Annotated in this window: 16 protein-coding genes; 2 read left to right on the forward strand and 14 right to left on the reverse strand. The window is 55.5% G+C overall.

The features are described from left to right. Window positions 1-92: 92 nt before the first annotated feature. Window positions 93-620: a hypothetical protein gene (locus M8T91_RS17710; RefSeq protein WP_301415548.1), complete on the reverse strand. Its 528-nt coding sequence runs from the start codon at window positions 618-620 to the stop codon at window positions 93-95. Window positions 621-1229: 609 nt separating this feature from the next. Between M8T91_RS17710 and M8T91_RS17715 the strand changes: the two genes are divergently transcribed. Further along, window positions 1230-1613 (forward strand): hypothetical protein, encoded by a 384-nt coding sequence (locus tag M8T91_RS17715; RefSeq protein WP_301415549.1) that lies wholly within the window; start codon window positions 1230-1232, stop codon window positions 1611-1613. Window positions 1614-1706: 93 nt separating this feature from the next. Here the strand turns inward: M8T91_RS17715 and ubiD are convergent, their stop codons facing one another. From ubiD to proC, 12 genes are all read right to left on the reverse strand, one after another. Next, window positions 1707-3170 (reverse strand): 4-hydroxy-3-polyprenylbenzoate decarboxylase, encoded by a 1464-nt coding sequence (gene ubiD, locus M8T91_RS17720; RefSeq protein ID WP_301415550.1) that lies wholly within the window; start codon window positions 3168-3170, stop codon window positions 1707-1709. Window positions 3171-3328: 158 nt separating this feature from the next. Next, the gene (gene rbp, locus M8T91_RS17725) at window positions 3329-3598 is read right to left on the reverse strand and encodes an RNA-binding regulator (protein WP_108731407.1); all 270 of its coding nucleotides are present in this window, start codon (window positions 3596-3598) and stop codon (window positions 3329-3331) included. 270 nt (window positions 3599-3868) lie between these two features. Continuing rightward, on the reverse strand, window positions 3869-5128 hold the full coding sequence (gene rho / locus M8T91_RS17730; RefSeq protein ID WP_301415551.1) for a transcription termination factor Rho: 1260 nt from the start codon (window positions 5126-5128) through the stop codon (window positions 3869-3871). Window positions 5129-5497: 369 nt separating this feature from the next. Continuing rightward, window positions 5498-5827, reverse strand: a complete 330-nt coding sequence (gene trxA / locus M8T91_RS17735; RefSeq protein WP_301415552.1) for a thioredoxin TrxA — start codon at window positions 5825-5827, stop codon at window positions 5498-5500. A 146-nt stretch (window positions 5828-5973) separates the two neighbouring features. After that, window positions 5974-7185 (reverse strand): radical SAM family heme chaperone HemW, encoded by a 1212-nt coding sequence (hemW, locus tag M8T91_RS17740; RefSeq protein WP_301415553.1) that lies wholly within the window; start codon window positions 7183-7185, stop codon window positions 5974-5976. Further along, entirely contained in the window at window positions 7175-7792 is a 618-nt protein-coding gene (gene rdgB, locus M8T91_RS17745) for an RdgB/HAM1 family non-canonical purine NTP pyrophosphatase (protein WP_301415554.1), read from the reverse strand. Before rdgB ends, hemW begins: the two co-directional genes overlap by 11 nt. A gap of 105 nt (window positions 7793-7897) precedes the next feature. Continuing rightward, a complete protein-coding gene (locus M8T91_RS17750) occupies window positions 7898-8350 on the reverse strand; it encodes a DUF4426 domain-containing protein (protein ID WP_301415555.1) in 453 nt (150 codons plus the stop codon). A gap of 180 nt (window positions 8351-8530) precedes the next feature. Next, window positions 8531-9121, reverse strand: a complete 591-nt coding sequence (gene metW, locus M8T91_RS17755) for a methionine biosynthesis protein MetW (protein ID WP_301415556.1) — start codon at window positions 9119-9121, stop codon at window positions 8531-8533. Continuing rightward, window positions 9112-10302 carry a homoserine O-succinyltransferase MetX gene (gene metX, locus M8T91_RS17760; RefSeq protein ID WP_301415557.1) on the reverse strand — a complete coding sequence of 397 codons (1191 nt, stop codon included), beginning with the start codon at window positions 10300-10302 and terminating at the stop codon, window positions 9112-9114. The genes metW and metX overlap by 10 nt, the downstream gene beginning before the upstream one ends. Before the next feature lie 115 nt (window positions 10303-10417). Next, on the reverse strand, window positions 10418-12385 hold the full coding sequence (locus tag M8T91_RS17765; protein ID WP_301415558.1) for a dynamin family protein: 1968 nt from the start codon (window positions 12383-12385) through the stop codon (window positions 10418-10420). Between the two features lie 149 nt (window positions 12386-12534). After that, window positions 12535-13143: a YggT family protein gene (locus M8T91_RS17770; RefSeq protein WP_301415559.1), complete on the reverse strand. Its 609-nt coding sequence runs from the start codon at window positions 13141-13143 to the stop codon at window positions 12535-12537. A gap of 63 nt (window positions 13144-13206) precedes the next feature. Beyond that, window positions 13207-14040, reverse strand: coding sequence for a pyrroline-5-carboxylate reductase (gene proC / locus M8T91_RS17775; protein ID WP_301415560.1), 834 nt, complete (start codon window positions 14038-14040; stop codon window positions 13207-13209). 141 nt (window positions 14041-14181) lie between these two features. On the opposite strand from proC, the gene M8T91_RS17780 reads away from it, so the two are divergent. After that, a complete protein-coding gene (locus tag M8T91_RS17780; RefSeq protein ID WP_301415561.1) occupies window positions 14182-16188 on the forward strand; it encodes a S9 family peptidase in 2007 nt (668 codons plus the stop codon). Window positions 16189-16366: 178 nt separating this feature from the next. Here the strand turns inward: M8T91_RS17780 and M8T91_RS17785 are convergent, their stop codons facing one another. Further along, window positions 16367-17062, reverse strand: coding sequence for a YggS family pyridoxal phosphate-dependent enzyme (locus M8T91_RS17785; protein WP_301415562.1), 696 nt, complete (start codon window positions 17060-17062; stop codon window positions 16367-16369). Between the last annotated feature and the right edge of the window lie 24 nt (window positions 17063-17086).

Here is a 17086-nt window from a genome sequence, read left to right on the forward strand (position 1 = left end):
ATTGTAAACAAAAAGTCAAAACACCTTTCCTTTGAAACCACTGACTTCTCAAAGCCGCCTCCGCCATTGACAGGAGGCGGTAACCTTCTTATTTAGTTGGGTAGTCGCGGATCTGCTTCGACATAAAAATTTTCCGAGAAGGTAGTGGTTTTATTGCAACCAGGTACTGTTGAGCTCGCCGTCACGGTAATGGTAAACCAGCCGATAGAAGCGGATTTGATAACCACAGCGCCCCCAGTGTTATCACCCAGTATTTGACCATAGTTGACCGACCAAACATAGTTAGGGCCTGCCATGCCTGCCAAACTGTATCGGCCAAAAGGGTGCATTGGCGGGTAGAACGCAGGGATGTTCTCCACAATATCCAGTACCGGAGGCGCAGTGCAGGGTTCGGGACCGCCATCGGTTTCACATTGGGTCACTTGTCCATTACAACTCACATAGTCAGAGCCCGTAAAACAGGACGCATTGGTTCCTTCACAGCTCACAATAGAATTATCCGGACATTGCAGTTGAACACTGCAGTCCCCTTCTAAAACATTGCCCTGGCTGAAGTGAGTGAATCCCAGAAAAAGGATTGAAACAGCCAAGTAATTAAATTTATTTGATTTTTTTAACATTTGCCTAGCCTGTCATTTATTCTTTTAATGATAGAAAAGTGTTTTTTCAATTCTTGTGCCCACTTCAAAAACACAGCTCAAGCATATGCCACACAATACCGCATAACAACAGTATGTATCCTCAGGATCATACAGGAATCCTTTTCTATTCTCTTCTGTATAACGATTAGGTTGATTATCTTCTCAAGTGGTACTTTTATGATAAATAAAGGCACCCCCAGTTAGAAATATGAGTAGTGCATCAAGCTATCACCTGTTCGTCTTTTCCATATATGGCTATATACTCCACCTAACACATTAACTTCCGTCTTTGGAATCGTTTGCCCAGAATCTGAGAGATACATCTTGAAGAGACAGAGAGCGAAAACTATCTTCGATTACTTGCTGACGGGAATCAATTCGGTCAGTTACCTATCGACAAAAGCTCCGGGTATGCGCGTGAAGACAAAAAAGGAACTGGCATGACCGCTGGACAGTCGTGCCGGAAGAAATAACCTGGCGGATGGCTTCCATGAACCCAATGGAATTGGTATACGATAGCGTGAATATTATTGCGTCAATATTTATATCTGAATCCAATTCTCCAATTGATTAAACCATCAAATACCTATGACCGGAAAAAAACTTTCAGAAAAAGAGCTGGATAAGCTCGAAAAAATAATAAAAAAAACCATGCCTAAAGAACTAAGAACTTGGTTAGTCAATCAAACTCAAAAAAGCGTTATTCTGACATGTACGCACCACAATAGAACCTACAAGATTGTGAGTGGCTATAAAACTATTTATAACCGCTACAAAAGACTTCTCAATAATCGAAGAAAAAAACTGCACTATAGTGCAGTAGAACACATGATTTTTCTAGGCCATCAACCCCAGGCTCAAGATCTTGGGTATTTCTATTTAGACCCTATCCGTATGGAAGTTATTGAGTTTAGTGATTACTGCGAAAAAATAGGTAGCATTGGATATTTCACAGATATCTTCCATCCATAATATATAAAGTTATTTTTATTTTCGGCAACAATAAAATTTCCACGCTCAGGCATTTGTACTGGAAAACATCTATAGAATAAATTGCAGCGACGCTTAAAGGCCCAACTTGGACCAGATTTCATCCACTTTTTTGACAATTCCTGAATCCCGCTCAATCGGACTGCCCCATTCCCTGTCCGTCTCACCGGGCCATTTGTTGGTGGCATCCAACCCCATTTTTGAGCCGAGTCCCGATACCGGTGAGGCGAAATCCAGATAATCAATCGGCGTATTCTCTATCATCACCGTATCCCGCACCGGGTCCATACGTGTGGTGATGGCCCAGATCACCTCTTTCCAGTCCCGCGCATTCACATCCTCATCGGTGACAACCACTATTTTGGTGTACATAAACTGGCGCAGGAAAGACCAGATTCCCATCATCACACGTTTGGGATGCCCGATATACTGTTTTTTCATGGTCACCACTGCCAAACGGTAGGAACAGCCTTCGGGCGGCAAATAGAAATCGACGATTTCAGGAAACTGCTTTTGCAGTATTGGCACAAACACCTCATTCAGTGCTTCTCCCAGAATCGCCGGTTCGTCCGGTGGGCGCCCAGTATAGGTACTGTGATAAATGGGGTTGTTGCGATGGGTGATTTTTTCCACGGTAAATACCGGGAAGCGGTCCACTTCATTGTAGTAGCCTGTGTGATCCCCGAAGGGGCCTTCATCGGCAGTGTCCCCGGGGTAGAGAAAGCCTTCCAAAACGTACTCGGCACTGGCCGGTACCTGCAGATCGCATGAAAGGGCATTTGTCACTTCGGTTTTATCCCCGCGCAGCAGACCCGCAAACGCGTATTCGGACAGAGCATCCGGTACCGGGGTCACAGCACCAAGAATGGTAGCGGGATCTGCACCGAGGGCCACAGCCACCGGATAGGGGTCACCGGGGTGCTTTTTACACCAGTCGCGGTAATCCAGAGCACCACCGCGGTGGCTGAGCCAACGCATAATCAAACGGTTTTTACCAATCAGCTGCATGCGGTAAATGCCGAGATTCTGGCGTTTCTTTTCAGGCCCACGGGTAATGACCAATGGCCAGGTCACCAGGGGAGCCACATCCCCTGGCCAGCAGGTTTGGATCGGCAATGTGTGCAGGTCCACCGCATCTTTATCCAGTACAACCTGTTGGCAGGGAGAATCCCGCACCACCTTTGGCCCCATATTGAGCACCTGCTTGAACAGCGGCAGCTTCTCCCATGCATCGCGCAGATTCTCCGGCGGCTGAGGCTCCTTGAGAAACGCGAGTAATTCGCCAACCGCTCGCAACTCCTCCACACTTTCCCGTCCCATACCCAAAGCCACACGCTCCGGGGTGCCGAACAGGTTGGCAAGCACGGGGACATCAGAACCCACCGGGTTCTCAAACAGCAGTGCCGGCCCACCAGAGCGCAACACACGGTCCGAGATTTCTGTCATTTCCAGGTGCGGGTCAACGGGATAGCGAATACGTTTCAACAGGTCACGCTTTTCCAGCAACGTGATGAAGTCGCGCAGGTCTCTGTATTTCATGGGCTAACAGGTGAAGAAAAACCGGCGGTCAGTGTAAAACAGAAGATGCAAAATAGGGAGTGGCTCCCTGGCAGGGTGGCTGAGCGGAGGGGGAGAAACGGCCCGCAAGCGATACCCAGCGGGCCGAAAAAATCTTAAGCTTTTCGCTAGCTTAGAACTTAGAAGCGGGGGCGACGCGGACGGTCTTCGCGAGGCTTGGCTTCGTTAACGCGAATGTTACGGCCGGACATCGGCTGATCGTTCATCTCTTCAATTGCTTTGCGCGCTTCGTCGTCGTTGGGCATTTCTACGAAACCGAAGCCCTTAGAGCGGCCAGTTTCACGGTCGGTGATAACAGTAGCCCGAGAGATTTCTCCGAAAGCACCGAAAGCTTCGTGCAGGTCGTCAGAGGTTACCGCGTAGGCCAGATTTCCAATATAGATATTCACAAAAGGTTCTCACTAGATATGTGGGCTGTCGTGCAGTCACAAATGGAAACCAGCTCCACCAGATTATCCATTTGAGATTGGCCCTTACGGAATTACTCCTGAGCCAATTCAGTCGGGCGCCGCTCAATCACTTGCCTATCCAGCGCCACTCTGTGGAGCTTTATATGCCTATTTGCTCGCCTTTTCAACAACAATCAATCCAAATAATCACCCGATGCAATCCCAGGCACATAAAAAATGCCGATACCAGCGCCTGATATTTGCTGAAAATTACTTACGTTTCATGGACAGGAAGAACTCATCGTTTGTCTTGAAGTCTTTCAACTTATCCACCAGGAACTCCGTCGCGGCCAAATCCTCCATATCGTGGAGCAGTTTGCGCAGAATCCACACCCGCTGCAGCTCGCCCTCTGGCATCAGCAGCTCCTCTCGACGCGTACCGGAACGGCGAACGTTAATCGCAGGGTAGACGCGTTTTTCAGCAATCTTGCGATCCAGCTGCAATTCCATATTACCGGTACCTTTGAACTCCTCGAAAATCACCTCATCCATCTTCGAACCAGTATCAATCAGTGCAGTAGCAATAATAGACAGGCTTCCACCCTCTTCAATATTGCGCGCAGCACCGAAGAAGCGCTTGGGGCGCTCCAGCGCGTGGGCGTCCACACCGCCGGTGAGCACTTTACCCGAGCTTGGCACCGTTGTGTTATATGCCCGCGCCAGACGGGTAATAGAATCCAACAGAATAACGACGTCCTTCTTGTGCTCAACCAGGCGTTTGGCCTTCTCGATCACCATTTCAGCAACCTGGACATGGCGCGCCGGCGGCTCGTCAAAAGTAGAGGCCACCACCTCACCGCGAACAGAGCGCTGCATTTCAGTCACTTCTTCCGGGCGCTCATCAATCAGAAGGACGATCAGATGACACTCGGGGTTATTGCGGGTAATGGCCTGGGCCATATTCTGCAGCATAATGGTCTTACCGGCCTTAGGTGGTGCCACAATCAAACCGCGCTGGCCCTTACCAATCGGCGCCACAAGATCGATAATACGACCAATAAGGTCTTCGGAAGAACCGTTGCCGCACTCCAGGGTAAGGCTTTCATTAGGGAAAAGCGGGGTCAGGTTTTCAAACAGAATCTTGTTTCTGGCATTCTCCGGCTTGTCAAAATTAATTTCGTTAACTTTCAATAAAGCAAAATATCTCTCACCTTCTTTGGGTGGACGAATTTTTCCCGAAATCGAATCCCCTGTACGCAAATTAAAACGGCGAATCTGACTTGGGGAAACGTAAATATCATCCGGTCCCGCGAGATACGAAGAGTCTGCGGAACGTAAAAATCCAAAACCATCTTGGAGGATTTCCAATACGCCATCTCCATAAATATCTTCACCACTTTTGGCATGGCGCTTTAGGATATTGAAAATAATATCCTGTTTGCGCGACCGGGCCAGGTTTTCCAGGCCCATACCTTTGGCTATTTCGATTAACTCTTCAATGGGTTTGGTTTTTAATTCGGATAGATTCATACCAATTGCTTATTAAGGTTTCTGTTGTCATTTGGCGCGGACACGCCGGAAATTTTTCGAGGAGGGGTTTTAAAAATTAAAAGGTTGCTCTTCTATTTTGCCAAAACACCAAAGTGCCCTTGTCCATCCAGAGCGCAGTATTCGTCAAGCTTATGCGCCCCATCGTCAAATCTGGAGCAGTATCACATAAGCTCAATCCGAGGAATATAGACGCCGGGAATGGTCAGAGACCCTGTGGAGGGGCGTTTATTTCAGCTGGCCACCAGTTGATTCATAGCCGCCGGGCTATTACAGAATTACAGCCAGTATAACGGGTGTATTCCATCCTGCAAGCAAATTTACCCTCTTTACAGGATGGAACCACCGGGATTACAACTGGCTGTCAATAAATTCCGTCAGTTGGGCACGGGACAGAGCGCCAACCTTGGTGCCTTCCACGTTGCCGCCTTTGAACAGCAACAGAGTGGGAATACCGCGCACATTGTATGTCGCGGGGCTCTCCTTGTTGGTATCCACATCGACTTTGACAATTTTCAGCTTGTCTCCATAGTGCTCTGCAAGGTCATCCAGCACCGGGGCAATCATCTTGCAGGGACCACACCACTGTGCCCAGAAATCCACCAATACGGGGCTTTCAGCCTTGAGTACCTCCGCTTCAAAATCGGCGTCAGTTACATTGATGATTGCGTGCTCGCTCATATTGCTTTCCTGTTCTCTAGTTACTCAGTGCGGGGCCACTCGGAAGCATCAGCGCACGATGCCGGCCGCAGAAATACAGCCGGAGTATGCCAGCTAACGCGTTGATTGGGGCGCTGACACAGAATTCAAGGTCCGGCGCAGGTACCTCACGGCTGTTCCAGAAAGCGTTGCAGAATCTCATCGAGATAATCAAAGCCAAAGGCACTGGCGGCAATACGTCGCTCAAGGGGCTCTACCAGATCCATGGCCACCAGTGTCGGCCAATGCCGCGACAGCACCTCCAGGGACTGTCCGGTATAGCGCTCAAAACTGTACAGGGGCACACCCTCAACCAAACGCAGGGCGTTCATCAAAAACTCCAGCGGCAGGTCTCCCGCCTCAATCGGATCGACCTGCGGTGCAGCCAGCTCTGTATACAGTAACTCGCGGGCAGGCGCAATCGCCAGGTAGTCCCGCGGGGTGCGCGTGCGCCGTGTACGCAATACCTGGCCATCCCGTGGCAGTGTGACTTTGCCGTGTGCCCCGGCTCCGATGCCCAGATAGTCGCCAAATGACCAATAATTGAGGTTGTGGCGGGATTCCAGCCCCTCTCCGCTGTAGGCGGATATCTCGTAACGGAGATAACCCCGTGAAGTGAGGAACGCACGCCCACTGCCCTGCATACCGGCAATCCGTTCCGGGCCCGGTGTGGAGGGCGGCGCACTGTAGAAGGCGGTATTGGGTTCAATGGTGAGCTGGTACCAGGAGATATGCTCCGGTGCCAGGGACACCGCGCGGTGCAGATCTTCCAGAGCTTGCGCTTCCGTCTGTTGTGGCAGACCGTGCATCAGGTCCAGGTTGATATTGTCAAACCCGGCCCTGCGCGCCATGGCCAGGGCGCTGACGGCCTCTTCGCCGCTGTGGATGCGGCCTAAGCGGTGCAAGTGGTCGGTATTAAAACTCTGCACCCCGATCGACAGACGGTTGACACCGGCGGCACGGTAACCGGTAAACTTTGCCTGTTCGAAGGTGCCCGGATTTGCCTCCAGGGTAATCTCGATGTCCCTGGCAAAGCCCACAAGAGCTTCGGCCATCGCCAGGATCTGCCCGATGGCCTCTGGGGAAAACAGGCTCGGGGTACCGCCGCCAAAGAAAATCGACTGCAGCTTGCGCCCCTGCACCCAGGGTAGCTGGCTCTTCAGGTCGCGGCGCAACTGCGCCACATAGTCCGCCTGGGGCAGGGCGTAGTCGGTATCCGTGTGGTCACGGGCGGCCTGGTGGGAATTAAAATCGCAATAGGGGCATTTGCGTACACACCAGGGAATATGCACGTAGAGACTGACAGGGGGCAGAGCAAGGCTGTTGTCGTTAGCCGGCAAAGTTGGCTCCCAGCATGGCTTGGCGCCAAATGACCTCAAACTTTGCGAGAGCCTGGGCGCGGTGGCTAAGGCGATTCTTCACTTCCTGCGGCAACTGCGCCGAGGTCAAGCCTTCGGCGGCCACATAGAACAGGGGATCATAGCCAAAGCCGTGCTTCCCGGCCGGCGCGTCGAGTATACGCCCGCGCCACTGTGCACAGCACACCAGAGGTACCGGGTCATCGAAACGGCGCACAAAAGCCAGGGCGCAATGAAAACTGGCACCGCGTAAATGCTCTTCGACTCCCCGCAGTGCCTCGAGCAGCTTGCAATTATTGCGCGCATCTGTGGCCCCTTCGCCGGAGTAACGGGCCGAATAGATGCCCGGAGCGCCACCCAGTGCGTCCACCGCCAGGCCCGAGTCATCTGCCAGTGCCGGCAGACCGCTGATACGGCTCGCATGGCGGGCTTTAATCAGGGCATTTTCAATAAAACTGAGCCCCGTTTCCTGCACTGCGGGCACACCGAAGGCTGACTGCGGCAAAACCTCTATTTCCCAGGTGCCAAAAAGCTGGGAAAACTCTCGCAACTTGCCGGTGTTACCGCTGGCAAGAACAATGCTTTTCACCTTACCTCACCAACTAAAAAGCGGGCGCCAGGCCCGCAGGAAATCCCATTCAACAGTGTCATTTTCCCGGTACCAGGCACCGCTGGGGACCGGCGGCGGGACCGTTCAGGGCCTGTCCAGCTTACGGCGAAACGTGACTGTCTCTTTTTTGCCGTTGGGCAGACTGACATCCACGTTGAAGGTGAGCGTCTCCTCGTCTTCAAAGCGCAGGGCTGCCAGATAGTAGACCGCATCTCCCTCTCGGATCTCGGTGAACTTCAGCGGCCTCGACTGCTGGATCAGGTTTGTCGCCGAACCCGACATCTCAGCACTGAGGCCGTGGGTCCCACCCTCTTTTTTTACCACCGTCACATTGACGAAGGCGCGGTCCTTGGCCCGCACCAGTTGGTACTTCTGAGCAATATCTGGCTGGATAAAGTCGCTGTTGAAGACCGAATAGACCACCCGGTAATCGCCAAAATCCTCATGGTTCTTGATCAGCCGGGCCTGTTGCGCGGCAGCGCTGGACATCCAGAAAAGCAGGGCCAGTGTGGCGGCTGCGACAGGAATGGGTTTCACGCTTCACCTCCAATGGTTTTGGGCACCGACCGGCAAACGGGGTCAGCACTGTATCCCGGTGGCGCGCTCACAACCCATAAGCACCCACCCCAAGCGGCTCGCCGTGCCCGTGATAGGGATACAAGACATGGCGCCGGAATCATTATTAGGCAGCGCATCATTGGTCACCGGACTACTAGTTTAGCGAGTCAGATGGTAGATCGCGGTCTCACCAAATAAATTGGGTAAATACTCTTTAAAAATCCCGCCCGGCATAGATTCGCATACTACCTGGCGATGCAAAATAGTCCAACTGCGCTCCCTGCACAACACCTCGAAATCCCGGAAAGTACAAAAATGAATATTGGGTGTGTCATACCATTCATAAGGTAATAGGTCGGAAACCGGCATGCGCCCGGAGAAGGCCAGATGCCAGCGGGCTCTCCACTGACCGAAATTGGGGAAGGTGATGATGCAATCGCGCCCCACCCGCAGCATCTCCTCTACAACCAGGTGAGGGTGTCTGAGTGTTTGCAGGGCCTGGGTCATCACCACCGTATCAAAGCTCCCATCGGAAAAATTGCCGAGACCCGCATCCAGGTTCTGCTCAACCACATTCACACCGCGCTCTACACAGCGGGTGATCTGTCCCGGGTCAATCTCCAACCCATAGCCTGTCACACCCCTGTTCTTGCCCAATTGCTCCAGCAGCGCACCGTCGCCACAACCCAGGTCGAGTACACAGCTGCCGTGCGTTATCCATTCCTGGATCACATCCAAATCTATTCGCATCCGCGCATCTCCTCCGCCACCCGCTGCATATAGGCGAGAAAGAGAGTTTCGTAGCGCTCACTCGGCAGCAGAAAAGCATCGTGGCCCATGGCCGACTCAATTTCCGCATAGCTCACAGGTATATTGGCGTGCATCAATGCATCCGCAATCTCCCGCGAACGCTGTGGCGCAAAGCGCCAGTCGGACGTGAAGGCAACCAACAGGAAACGGCAGCGGGCATTGGCAAATGCGGCCACAGGGTCGTCACCGTACTCCCGTGCGAGGTCGAAAAAGTCTAGGGCACGGGTCATCAGAATATAGGTGTTGGGATCGAAACTGCTGGAGAAGGTATCGCCCTGGTGGCGCAGATAGCTCTGTATCTGGAACTCCACTTCCTCAGTACCCTGCTGGAAACTGCCGGTGCGCAATTCCCGACCAAACCTGCGCCCCAAACCATCGTCGGAAAGATAGGTGATATGGCCTATCATACGCGCCACTGCGAGGCCGCGACGGGGTAACTTTTTCCGCTCCAAATAGCGCCCCTCGCAAAAATCCGGGTCTGAAGTGATGGCCTGGCGAGCGGTCTCATTGAAAGCGATATTCTGCGCCGACAATTTCATCGCCGAGGCAATCACCACACAGTGGCGCAACCGCTCTGGATATTCCAGTGACCAGCGCATGGCCTGCATGCCGCCCAGGCTGCCACCGATCACCACCGCCCACTGCTCGATTCCCAACAGGTCCGCAAGGCGCGCCTGGCTGTGTACCCAATCGCGCACCCGCAGAGCGGGAAAATCCGGCCCCCAGGGTTTGCCGGTGTCAGGATTGATGGAAACCGGCCCGGTGGAGCCATGGCAGCCGCCCAGGTTATTGGGGGCAACCACAAAAAATGTATTGGTATCAATCGGTTTACCGGGGCCGATATAGTGATCCCACCAGCCCGGCCGCTTGTCATCGGGGCTGTGCCGCCCGGCGGCGTGGTGGTGACCCGAGAGGGCATGACAGATGAGTACCGCATTGCTCTTCTGGGCATTCAGCACACCGTAGGTTTCGTACACCAGGGTATAGTCCTGCAGAATGCGCCCGCAGGCCAGGGACAATGGTTCGATAAACCTGTGGCGCTTGGGGGCGACAAGACCTACAGAGCCCGTGGCGTTGGCACTCTGATCCTCCTCAGGCGTAGTGGGGTTTTCCGTGAACAAGGCGTTTATATCTGTCGATTACTTGGAGGCTGGCAACTACCGGAGCAGCAAGTGTACGGGAGCGCCGCAGCGGATGACAATCGAAGAATCCACCCGTGGAAACCGCCTGCCCTGTTCAGCAGCTGAGAGAGGTCTTCAGTGGCGTGACATTACGCGCGCGGGGTGCCCGAGCCAGCGGTTGAGGAGTGGAAGCGCTGTGGCGAAGCAACGCCTCCAGTGCCGACAGGGCCCCGTCGTTACGCAGCACCTCTTCCTCCAGGCTGCGCAGATTGGTGCGCCGACTGCGGCTTTTCTGTTTCAACTCGGTAAGCTTGATCAATTGTCGGTTCAACAGATGCTTCTGGTACTGGGCATGTTGCTTGAGGGGGTCCAGGGCCCGCTCCAGCCAGGCCTCTGCGGCACTGCTCATCTCACCGTAGAGCCGTCTCACCTCACTGGCGAGGGTCGCGATAAAGCGCTCGCTCAGTCGATTGCGCCGCGCCAGTAACAATTGCGGTGAGCGTCGTAGCTGGGCCGCCTGACCGTGCAGGCCACGCAGAGTGGCACGGAATTGTCGAATATTGAAATACTCTCCGGTACTGGCCGCCTTCTTCAGACTGGAGCGCTCGAAAACAGCATCCAAAAGACGATTGACCTGGTTGACCTCGCGCTCAAGATTAGAGAGCTGGTGATCGACACCCACCATAAAACTCTCGATGGCTTTGGCCAATCCCATGGGCGTCCAGCGTTTGTGCAATGCTTTGCTGGTGTCTTCGATCAATAGCTGCAGCTGGTGGCTGGAAATTGGGGCCAATAGAGACGGGCTCCGACGCATCAGCATGCGCTGGCTGGATTTGAGCGTGAGCAGCTCCTGGTGACACAGCTTGTGCTGTTCACGTACCGTCTGCTGCAACTGGCTCAGCTCCGCCAGTTGCTCCCGGGTACTGGTGCTGTTTCGCTGCAGGTGTGTCAGCGCCGCGCGACCACTGTTGAGACGGCGTTTGAGCAGATCGCGGGTATCTGCCATCAAAGTCAGGGCCTGGTGCAGGGCGCGGTGCTCTGCCATCTTCTGGCGGTGTTCCAGCAGGCGCTGCACCAGGAGAGTTTCAAAATCGGCAAAGCGGCTGTTGCGCATAAGTGCCACATCACTTTGCTGTCGCGCCAGCAGCGCCATTTTCGCCGATACAGCAGTGACACTTTCCCGGGGCAGCGACAATAGACCGGCGACCTGGGCGCGCATTCGCTGCAACAAAATCTCGACATCCTCATCGGGGTCCTCCCAGAGAACATCCACTTTATTCAGCAGTGCCATCACCGCCGTGCCGCGATGATTGCGCAGGGGTGCCAGGTGGGTCTCCCACATATGCATATCGGTACCACTGACGCCGGCGTCCGCGGCGAGCAGGAAGGCCACCGCCTGGGCCCCGGGCAGGGTGCCGAGTGTCAGCTCGGGCTCATTGCCAAGGGCGTTTAGACCCGGTGTGTCGATGATGCGCAACCCCTGATCCAGCAGCGGGTGTGGCAGGCAGATCAGGGCATAGCGCCAGGCGGGAATCTCTACTAGTTTGCCATTGTCATCCAGGTGGCGGCGGTCAAAGCCGTATCGCGCCGCCTCCTCCGGTTTCACCGACTTGGTCGCGGCAACCTTCAACAGGGCTGCGCGGGTGGCCTCGGGATCATTGGCATCGAACTCGTGGGTGACCCATTTTTGTGGAATGCGGCGGAAACTCTCCAGGCTGGTATTGGTGGCGAGGGTTTCGATCGGCAGCAGGCGCAAGCTGGCGTACTCGGCGCCATCGTTGAAGATCTCCGTGGGGCACATGGTAGTGCGCCCGGGTTTGGAGGGCAGCAAGCGCTTGTCGTAAGTCTGTGACAACAGCGCATTGATCAGTTCAGTTTTGCCTCGGGAAAATTCCCCCACCAGAACAAGGGTAAACTGGTCTTCGGTGAGCAGAGTGCGCGCCTGCTGCACAGCCTGGCGGGCCCCTGCAGAATTGGGGAAGTAGCGCTCCAGCCACTCGCTGAAAAGGGCAAACTGGCAGTCCAGATTCTTTTTCCAGCGATCGTAGTCCGCAATATGCTGGCGTAAAAGTGCGTCTTCCATGTCAAGGCGTTCTTATTGTTGACAACCTGGATACAGATCCCCCGCCCGTTGCAGCCGGCGGGAGCCAACCGCTTCCAGTATAAGGGCCCGACGCTCGGGCAAATGCGACCCAGTGCGCAGCGCAAGAAATCTTCCCTGCGCACCATCCTTCACAAGCCGGGGATATGCCAAAACAGCTGGTACACAAAAGCGGGCATATTGGCCATCTGCGCAAAACCCAGCAACAGTTTGTCTGCCACTGTCAGCAGGATAAACACGAAAATCGGGCTGATATCAATCACCCCCAGAGGCGGTATCAACCTGCGCACCGGGGCACAGAAGGGCTCCAGCAGCTGGCGCAGCAACATCAGTGCTGGATGGCCACTGTGGGGGGCAATCCAACTGAATACGATGGAAATCAGCAGGCCGATAAACACCACCGCGATCACCGTGGCAACACAGCCGATCAAAGACCACAGCAGCGCACTGAGAGGGTTAAACAACCCAAAGCCGGCCAACAGTCCACAGGCCAATATCATCGCCAGTCCCACCAGCAGCGCCAGCACCACCGAAGCCATATCAACGCCAAGTACCCCGGGAACCACCTTGCGCAGGGGCAACAGCAGTGGATTAGTGATCTTGACGATCCCCTGGGAAATGGGGTTGTAGAAATCCGCACGGGCCAGCTGCAGTAACAAGCGCATCAACACCGCAAACAGGTACAGGATACCCAGGGTCGCCACCAGGAAGACGCCGATATTGCTGAAGGTATTTGTCATTGAAAACCCCTGAAGCGTGACTGATAGGCGATGCTGCCTGCATCACCCAATTGATTGATAATCCTAGCGGTCCAATTCCCGCTCCATCTCTGAAGCGCGTTCGGCGCAATCGCGCATGGCCTCGGCCACCAGATGGAAGAGTCCCCCCTGCTCAAAACGCTTTACGGCACACTCTGTGGTACCACCCGGTGACATCACATTGCGCTTCAGCTTGGCCACATCCTCTTCGCTGGCCATGGCCAGTTTGGCGGCACCCAGGGCAGTTTGCAACACGAGGCGCTCCGCATCGGCGCGGGCAAATCCGCTGGCGACAGAGGCCTCAATCATGGCCTCCATAAACAGGAAAAAATAGGCTGGGGCAGAGCCCGCCACAGCAATGATCTGGTTGATTTCACACTCTTCCCGGACCCACAGGAAAATCCCCACCGCATTGGCAATCCGCTCGGTGATGGCGCGATGCTCAGCGGTCACGCCTGCGCCCGCATACAAACCGGTCGCCCCCGTCTGCACCAGCGCCGGGGTATTGGGCATGGCGCGCACGATGGGCAGGTGCTCACCGAGCCAGCGCCGATAGGCAGCCAGGGGTATGCCGGCTGCAAAACTGATGATCAGCGGATTGTGCCCGTCCAGGTGCGAACGCAGACCCGTGCACAAGTCGCGCATCGCCTGGGGCTTGACCGACAATACAATCACATCCGCATCACCGATCGCGGCAAGAGTATCACTGTGCGCCGCCACACCGTGGCATTTCGCAAACGCTGCCAGCTTTTGGGGATCGCGCCCGGTTGCCACAATCCTGTCCGCCGGGTAGCCGGCCGCCAACAGGCCGCCGATCACCGCACCGCCCATATTGCCGGCACCGCCGATAAAAACGATTTTGGGATCTGTCGCAGTCACTCGGATTACCTCGGCAAGCACCCAGCTCACCTGCTGTAAATTTCAACACTGTTTCCCCTGTTGAGGATTCCGTTAATATGTGGCCATCTCATTCCAATAACAAGAGAGCTGTGCCTGCGCGGGCCAGCCAAGGAGAACACTATGTACCAGTGGCGCTCTTTAATCACTGCCGTATTGCTCGGTGCATCGGGCCTGGCCAGTGCGGTGGAGAGCCGTACGGAAAACAACGGCCAGTTGCTGCTGGAAGATGTCCCCTCCATTCCCCAGAGCATTGTCGACAGGCTGAACCGCTACCAGAACGTGCGCTCGGCCAGTTTCCGCGGCTGGGATATGGAGGGCATCGGCCTGTTTGTCAGCACCCGTTTTGGCGAGGTGAACCAACTGCACAAGGTGGAGCGCGCCGGTGGTGCCCGCCGCCAACTGACCTTTTTTGAAGAACCGATCAGCACCGTGGCCACCCGTCCGGAACACCGGCAGCTGGCTTTCACCATGGATGCCGGTGGCAACGAATATGCGCAGATCTTCCTGTTCGATATCGGCAGCGGCAAGCACAAGATGATGACCGACGGCGAATCCCGCAACGGTGCCTTGCTGTGGAACAAACAGGGGTCTGCCCTGGCTTACCAGAGCACCCGTCGCAACGGCAGCGCCAACGATATCTGGCTGAGCACCTTTGACGGTGATACCCAAAAGGACCGCCTGATCGTGAAGGCCGAGGACGGCAGCTGGTGGGGTCCCGCCGGTTTCTCCCAATCCGGCAACCAGCTGCTGGTGCTGCAATACCTCTCCTCGACGCGCTCCCTGGCCCACCTGCTGGATCTCGACAGCGGCGCACTGACACTGGTAGCCGGAGGTGGTGAAGACGACTCGCGCAACTTTCCCGCGGGCTTTAGCCACGACGACCGCTCTGTCTACCTGATAAGCGACCGAGGTGGCGAATTCACCCAACTGATTCGCAAGGACCTGGCCAGTGGCGATGAAAAAGTGATTAGCGCAGATATTCCCTGGGACATCAGCAATTTTGTACTGAGCAAAGATGGCCGTCGCGGCGCCTTCACAGCCAACGAGAACGGCTTATCCGCGCTCTACCTGTACGATCCGCGCGACGACCGCTACAGCAGAGTGGATGCCCTGCCCATCGGGGTTATCGGCGGCATTGAATTCACGCCGCGGGGCGACAAACTGGCACTTTCCCTGAACACACCAAAGACCCCCACCGACACCTTTGTGCTTGCCCTTGGCCGGCATCCGCTGTCCAGTGGCAATCTCACCCGCTGGACCTACAGCGAAGTGGGCGGCCTGAATACCGGCAAATTTGTCGAGCCGGAACTGGTGCACTACCCCACTTTCGATACAGTCGACAGCAAGGCCCGCGAGATTCCCGCCTTCGTATACAGGCCGCGCGGGGCCGAGGGCCCGGTACCGGTCATTATTTCCATCCACGGGGGACCGGAGGGCCAGTACCGCCCGGTGTTCTCCAGTACCTACCAACTGTGGCTGGAAGCGCTGGGTGCCGCGGTCATCGCGCCCAATGTGCGGGGTTCCGCTGGCTACGGCAAAAGTTACCTGGCCATGGATAACGGCTATAAGCGCGAGGACTCGGTCAAGGACATCGGTGCCCTGCTGGACTGGATCGCCACACAGCCTGATCTGGATGCGGAGCGGGTCGCCGTGTTCGGTGGCAGCTACGGCGGCTATATGGTACTGGCCGCCGGTATGCACTACTCCGATCGACTCAAGGCAGCAGTGGATATCGTGGGCATTTCCAACTTTGTCACCTTCCTGACCAACACCAAGAGTTACCGCCGCGACCTGCGTCGGGTGGAATACGGTGATGAGCGCGACCCGCAAATGCGCGCCTTTCTGGAGAACATCAGCCCCAATAACAATGTGGAAAAAATCCAGGTGCCCATGTTTGTGGTGCAGGGGCAAAACGACCCCCGCGTGCCCGTTACCGAAGCGGAGCAGATTGTGGCAGCCCTGCGCGAAAACGGCAACGAAGTGTGGTACATGAATGCGCTGAACGAAGGGCACGGCTATCGCAAGAAGGAAAACCGCGATGCCTTTACCCAGGCCACCGCGCTATTTTTTGCCACCTACCTGCTCAAAGAGGAACAGAAAAAGAATCTGGCGCAATCCCGGCCTTGATCCCGGTACATTTGATCCCTCCACGGCCCTGCGGGGCCGTTTTTACTGCAGGACTTCTACCCCAGCACCTAGAGCCCATGCCCGCTGGATGGCGAGGATACCTCTGACAGAGAGCACAACGGGCTTGCAATAACAGTATTCCCGGCGCCGGAAAAGAGCGCAGATCACGGTACACAGACTATTTCCGCACGCCAAAAATATCTGTGCCGATGCGCACAATGGTGGCACCACAGGCGATCGCCATCTCCATATCCGCCGACATTCCCATCGACAGGGTATCCAGGGGCTGTTCGGGAAATTGCTCGCGCAATGCCTGCAGCAGGCGCGCCAGTTCGGCAAAAGGCCCGCACTGTTGCGCCGGGTCCCGCTGCGCCGCAGGAATCGCCATCAGCCCGCGCAAGCGCAATCCCGGCAGCGGCACCACGGCCTGTGCCAGCGCTGCCACTGCCTGCGGGGCAACGCCAGACTTGCTGTGCTCCCCATCAATATTCACCTGCAGGCAGATATTCAGCGGTGGCTGTGTATGCGGACGCTGTGCGGACAGGCGCTGGGCGATTTTCAGTCGATCCACGCTATGTACCCACTGGAAGTGCCCGGCCACCGCACGGGTTTTGTTGGACTGCAGTGGTCCAATAAAATGCCAGCAAATATCCAGGTCCGCCAGTCTGTCCTGCTTTTGCAGGGCCTCCTGCAGGTAGTTTTCGCCAAAGTGGTGCTGGCCGGCCTCGTAGGCGATGCGCAGCGCCTCCGCCGGTTGCGTTTTGGAAACCGCCAGCAGGGTGATTTCTGCAGGGTTGCGAGCGCAGTTGTTGCAGCATGTCACAATCCGCTCACCGACTGCATTCAGGTTTTCGACGATGGTCTCTTTGCGCATATACTGGGGCCCGTACCGAATTGA

The sequence above is a fragment of the Microbulbifer sp. MI-G genome, assembly GCF_030440425.1.
Taxonomy (GTDB): domain Bacteria; phylum Pseudomonadota; class Gammaproteobacteria; order Pseudomonadales; family Cellvibrionaceae; genus Microbulbifer; species Microbulbifer spongiae.

What these genes read in the sequence shown, in the direction of transcription:
- M8T91_RS17770 (WP_301415559.1), bottom strand. Translation starts at nt 13,143, where the DNA reads ATGACAAATACCTTCAGCAATATCGGCGTCTTCCTGGTGGCGACCCTG.
- M8T91_RS17780 (WP_301415561.1), top strand. Translation starts at nt 14,182, where the DNA reads ATGTACCAGTGGCGCTCTTTAATCACTGCCGTATTGCTCGGTGCATCG.
- metW (WP_301415556.1), bottom strand. Translation starts at nt 9,121, where the DNA reads ATGCGAATAGATTTGGATGTGATCCAGGAATGGATAACGCACGGCAGC.
- M8T91_RS17765 (WP_301415558.1), bottom strand. Translation starts at nt 12,385, where the DNA reads ATGGAAGACGCACTTTTACGCCAGCATATTGCGGACTACGATCGCTGG.
- rho (WP_301415551.1), bottom strand. Translation starts at nt 5,128, where the DNA reads ATGAATCTATCCGAATTAAAAACCAAACCCATTGAAGAGTTAATCGAA.
- M8T91_RS17715 (WP_301415549.1), top strand. Translation starts at nt 1,230, where the DNA reads ATGACCGGAAAAAAACTTTCAGAAAAAGAGCTGGATAAGCTCGAAAAA.
- ubiD (WP_301415550.1), bottom strand. Translation starts at nt 3,170, where the DNA reads ATGAAATACAGAGACCTGCGCGACTTCATCACGTTGCTGGAAAAGCGT.
- M8T91_RS17710 (WP_301415548.1), bottom strand. Translation starts at nt 620, where the DNA reads ATGTTAAAAAAATCAAATAAATTTAATTACTTGGCTGTTTCAATCCTT.
- trxA (WP_301415552.1), bottom strand. Translation starts at nt 5,827, where the DNA reads ATGAGCGAGCACGCAATCATCAATGTAACTGACGCCGATTTTGAAGCG.
- M8T91_RS17785 (WP_301415562.1), bottom strand. Translation starts at nt 17,062, where the DNA reads ATGCGCAAAGAGACCATCGTCGAAAACCTGAATGCAGTCGGTGAGCGG.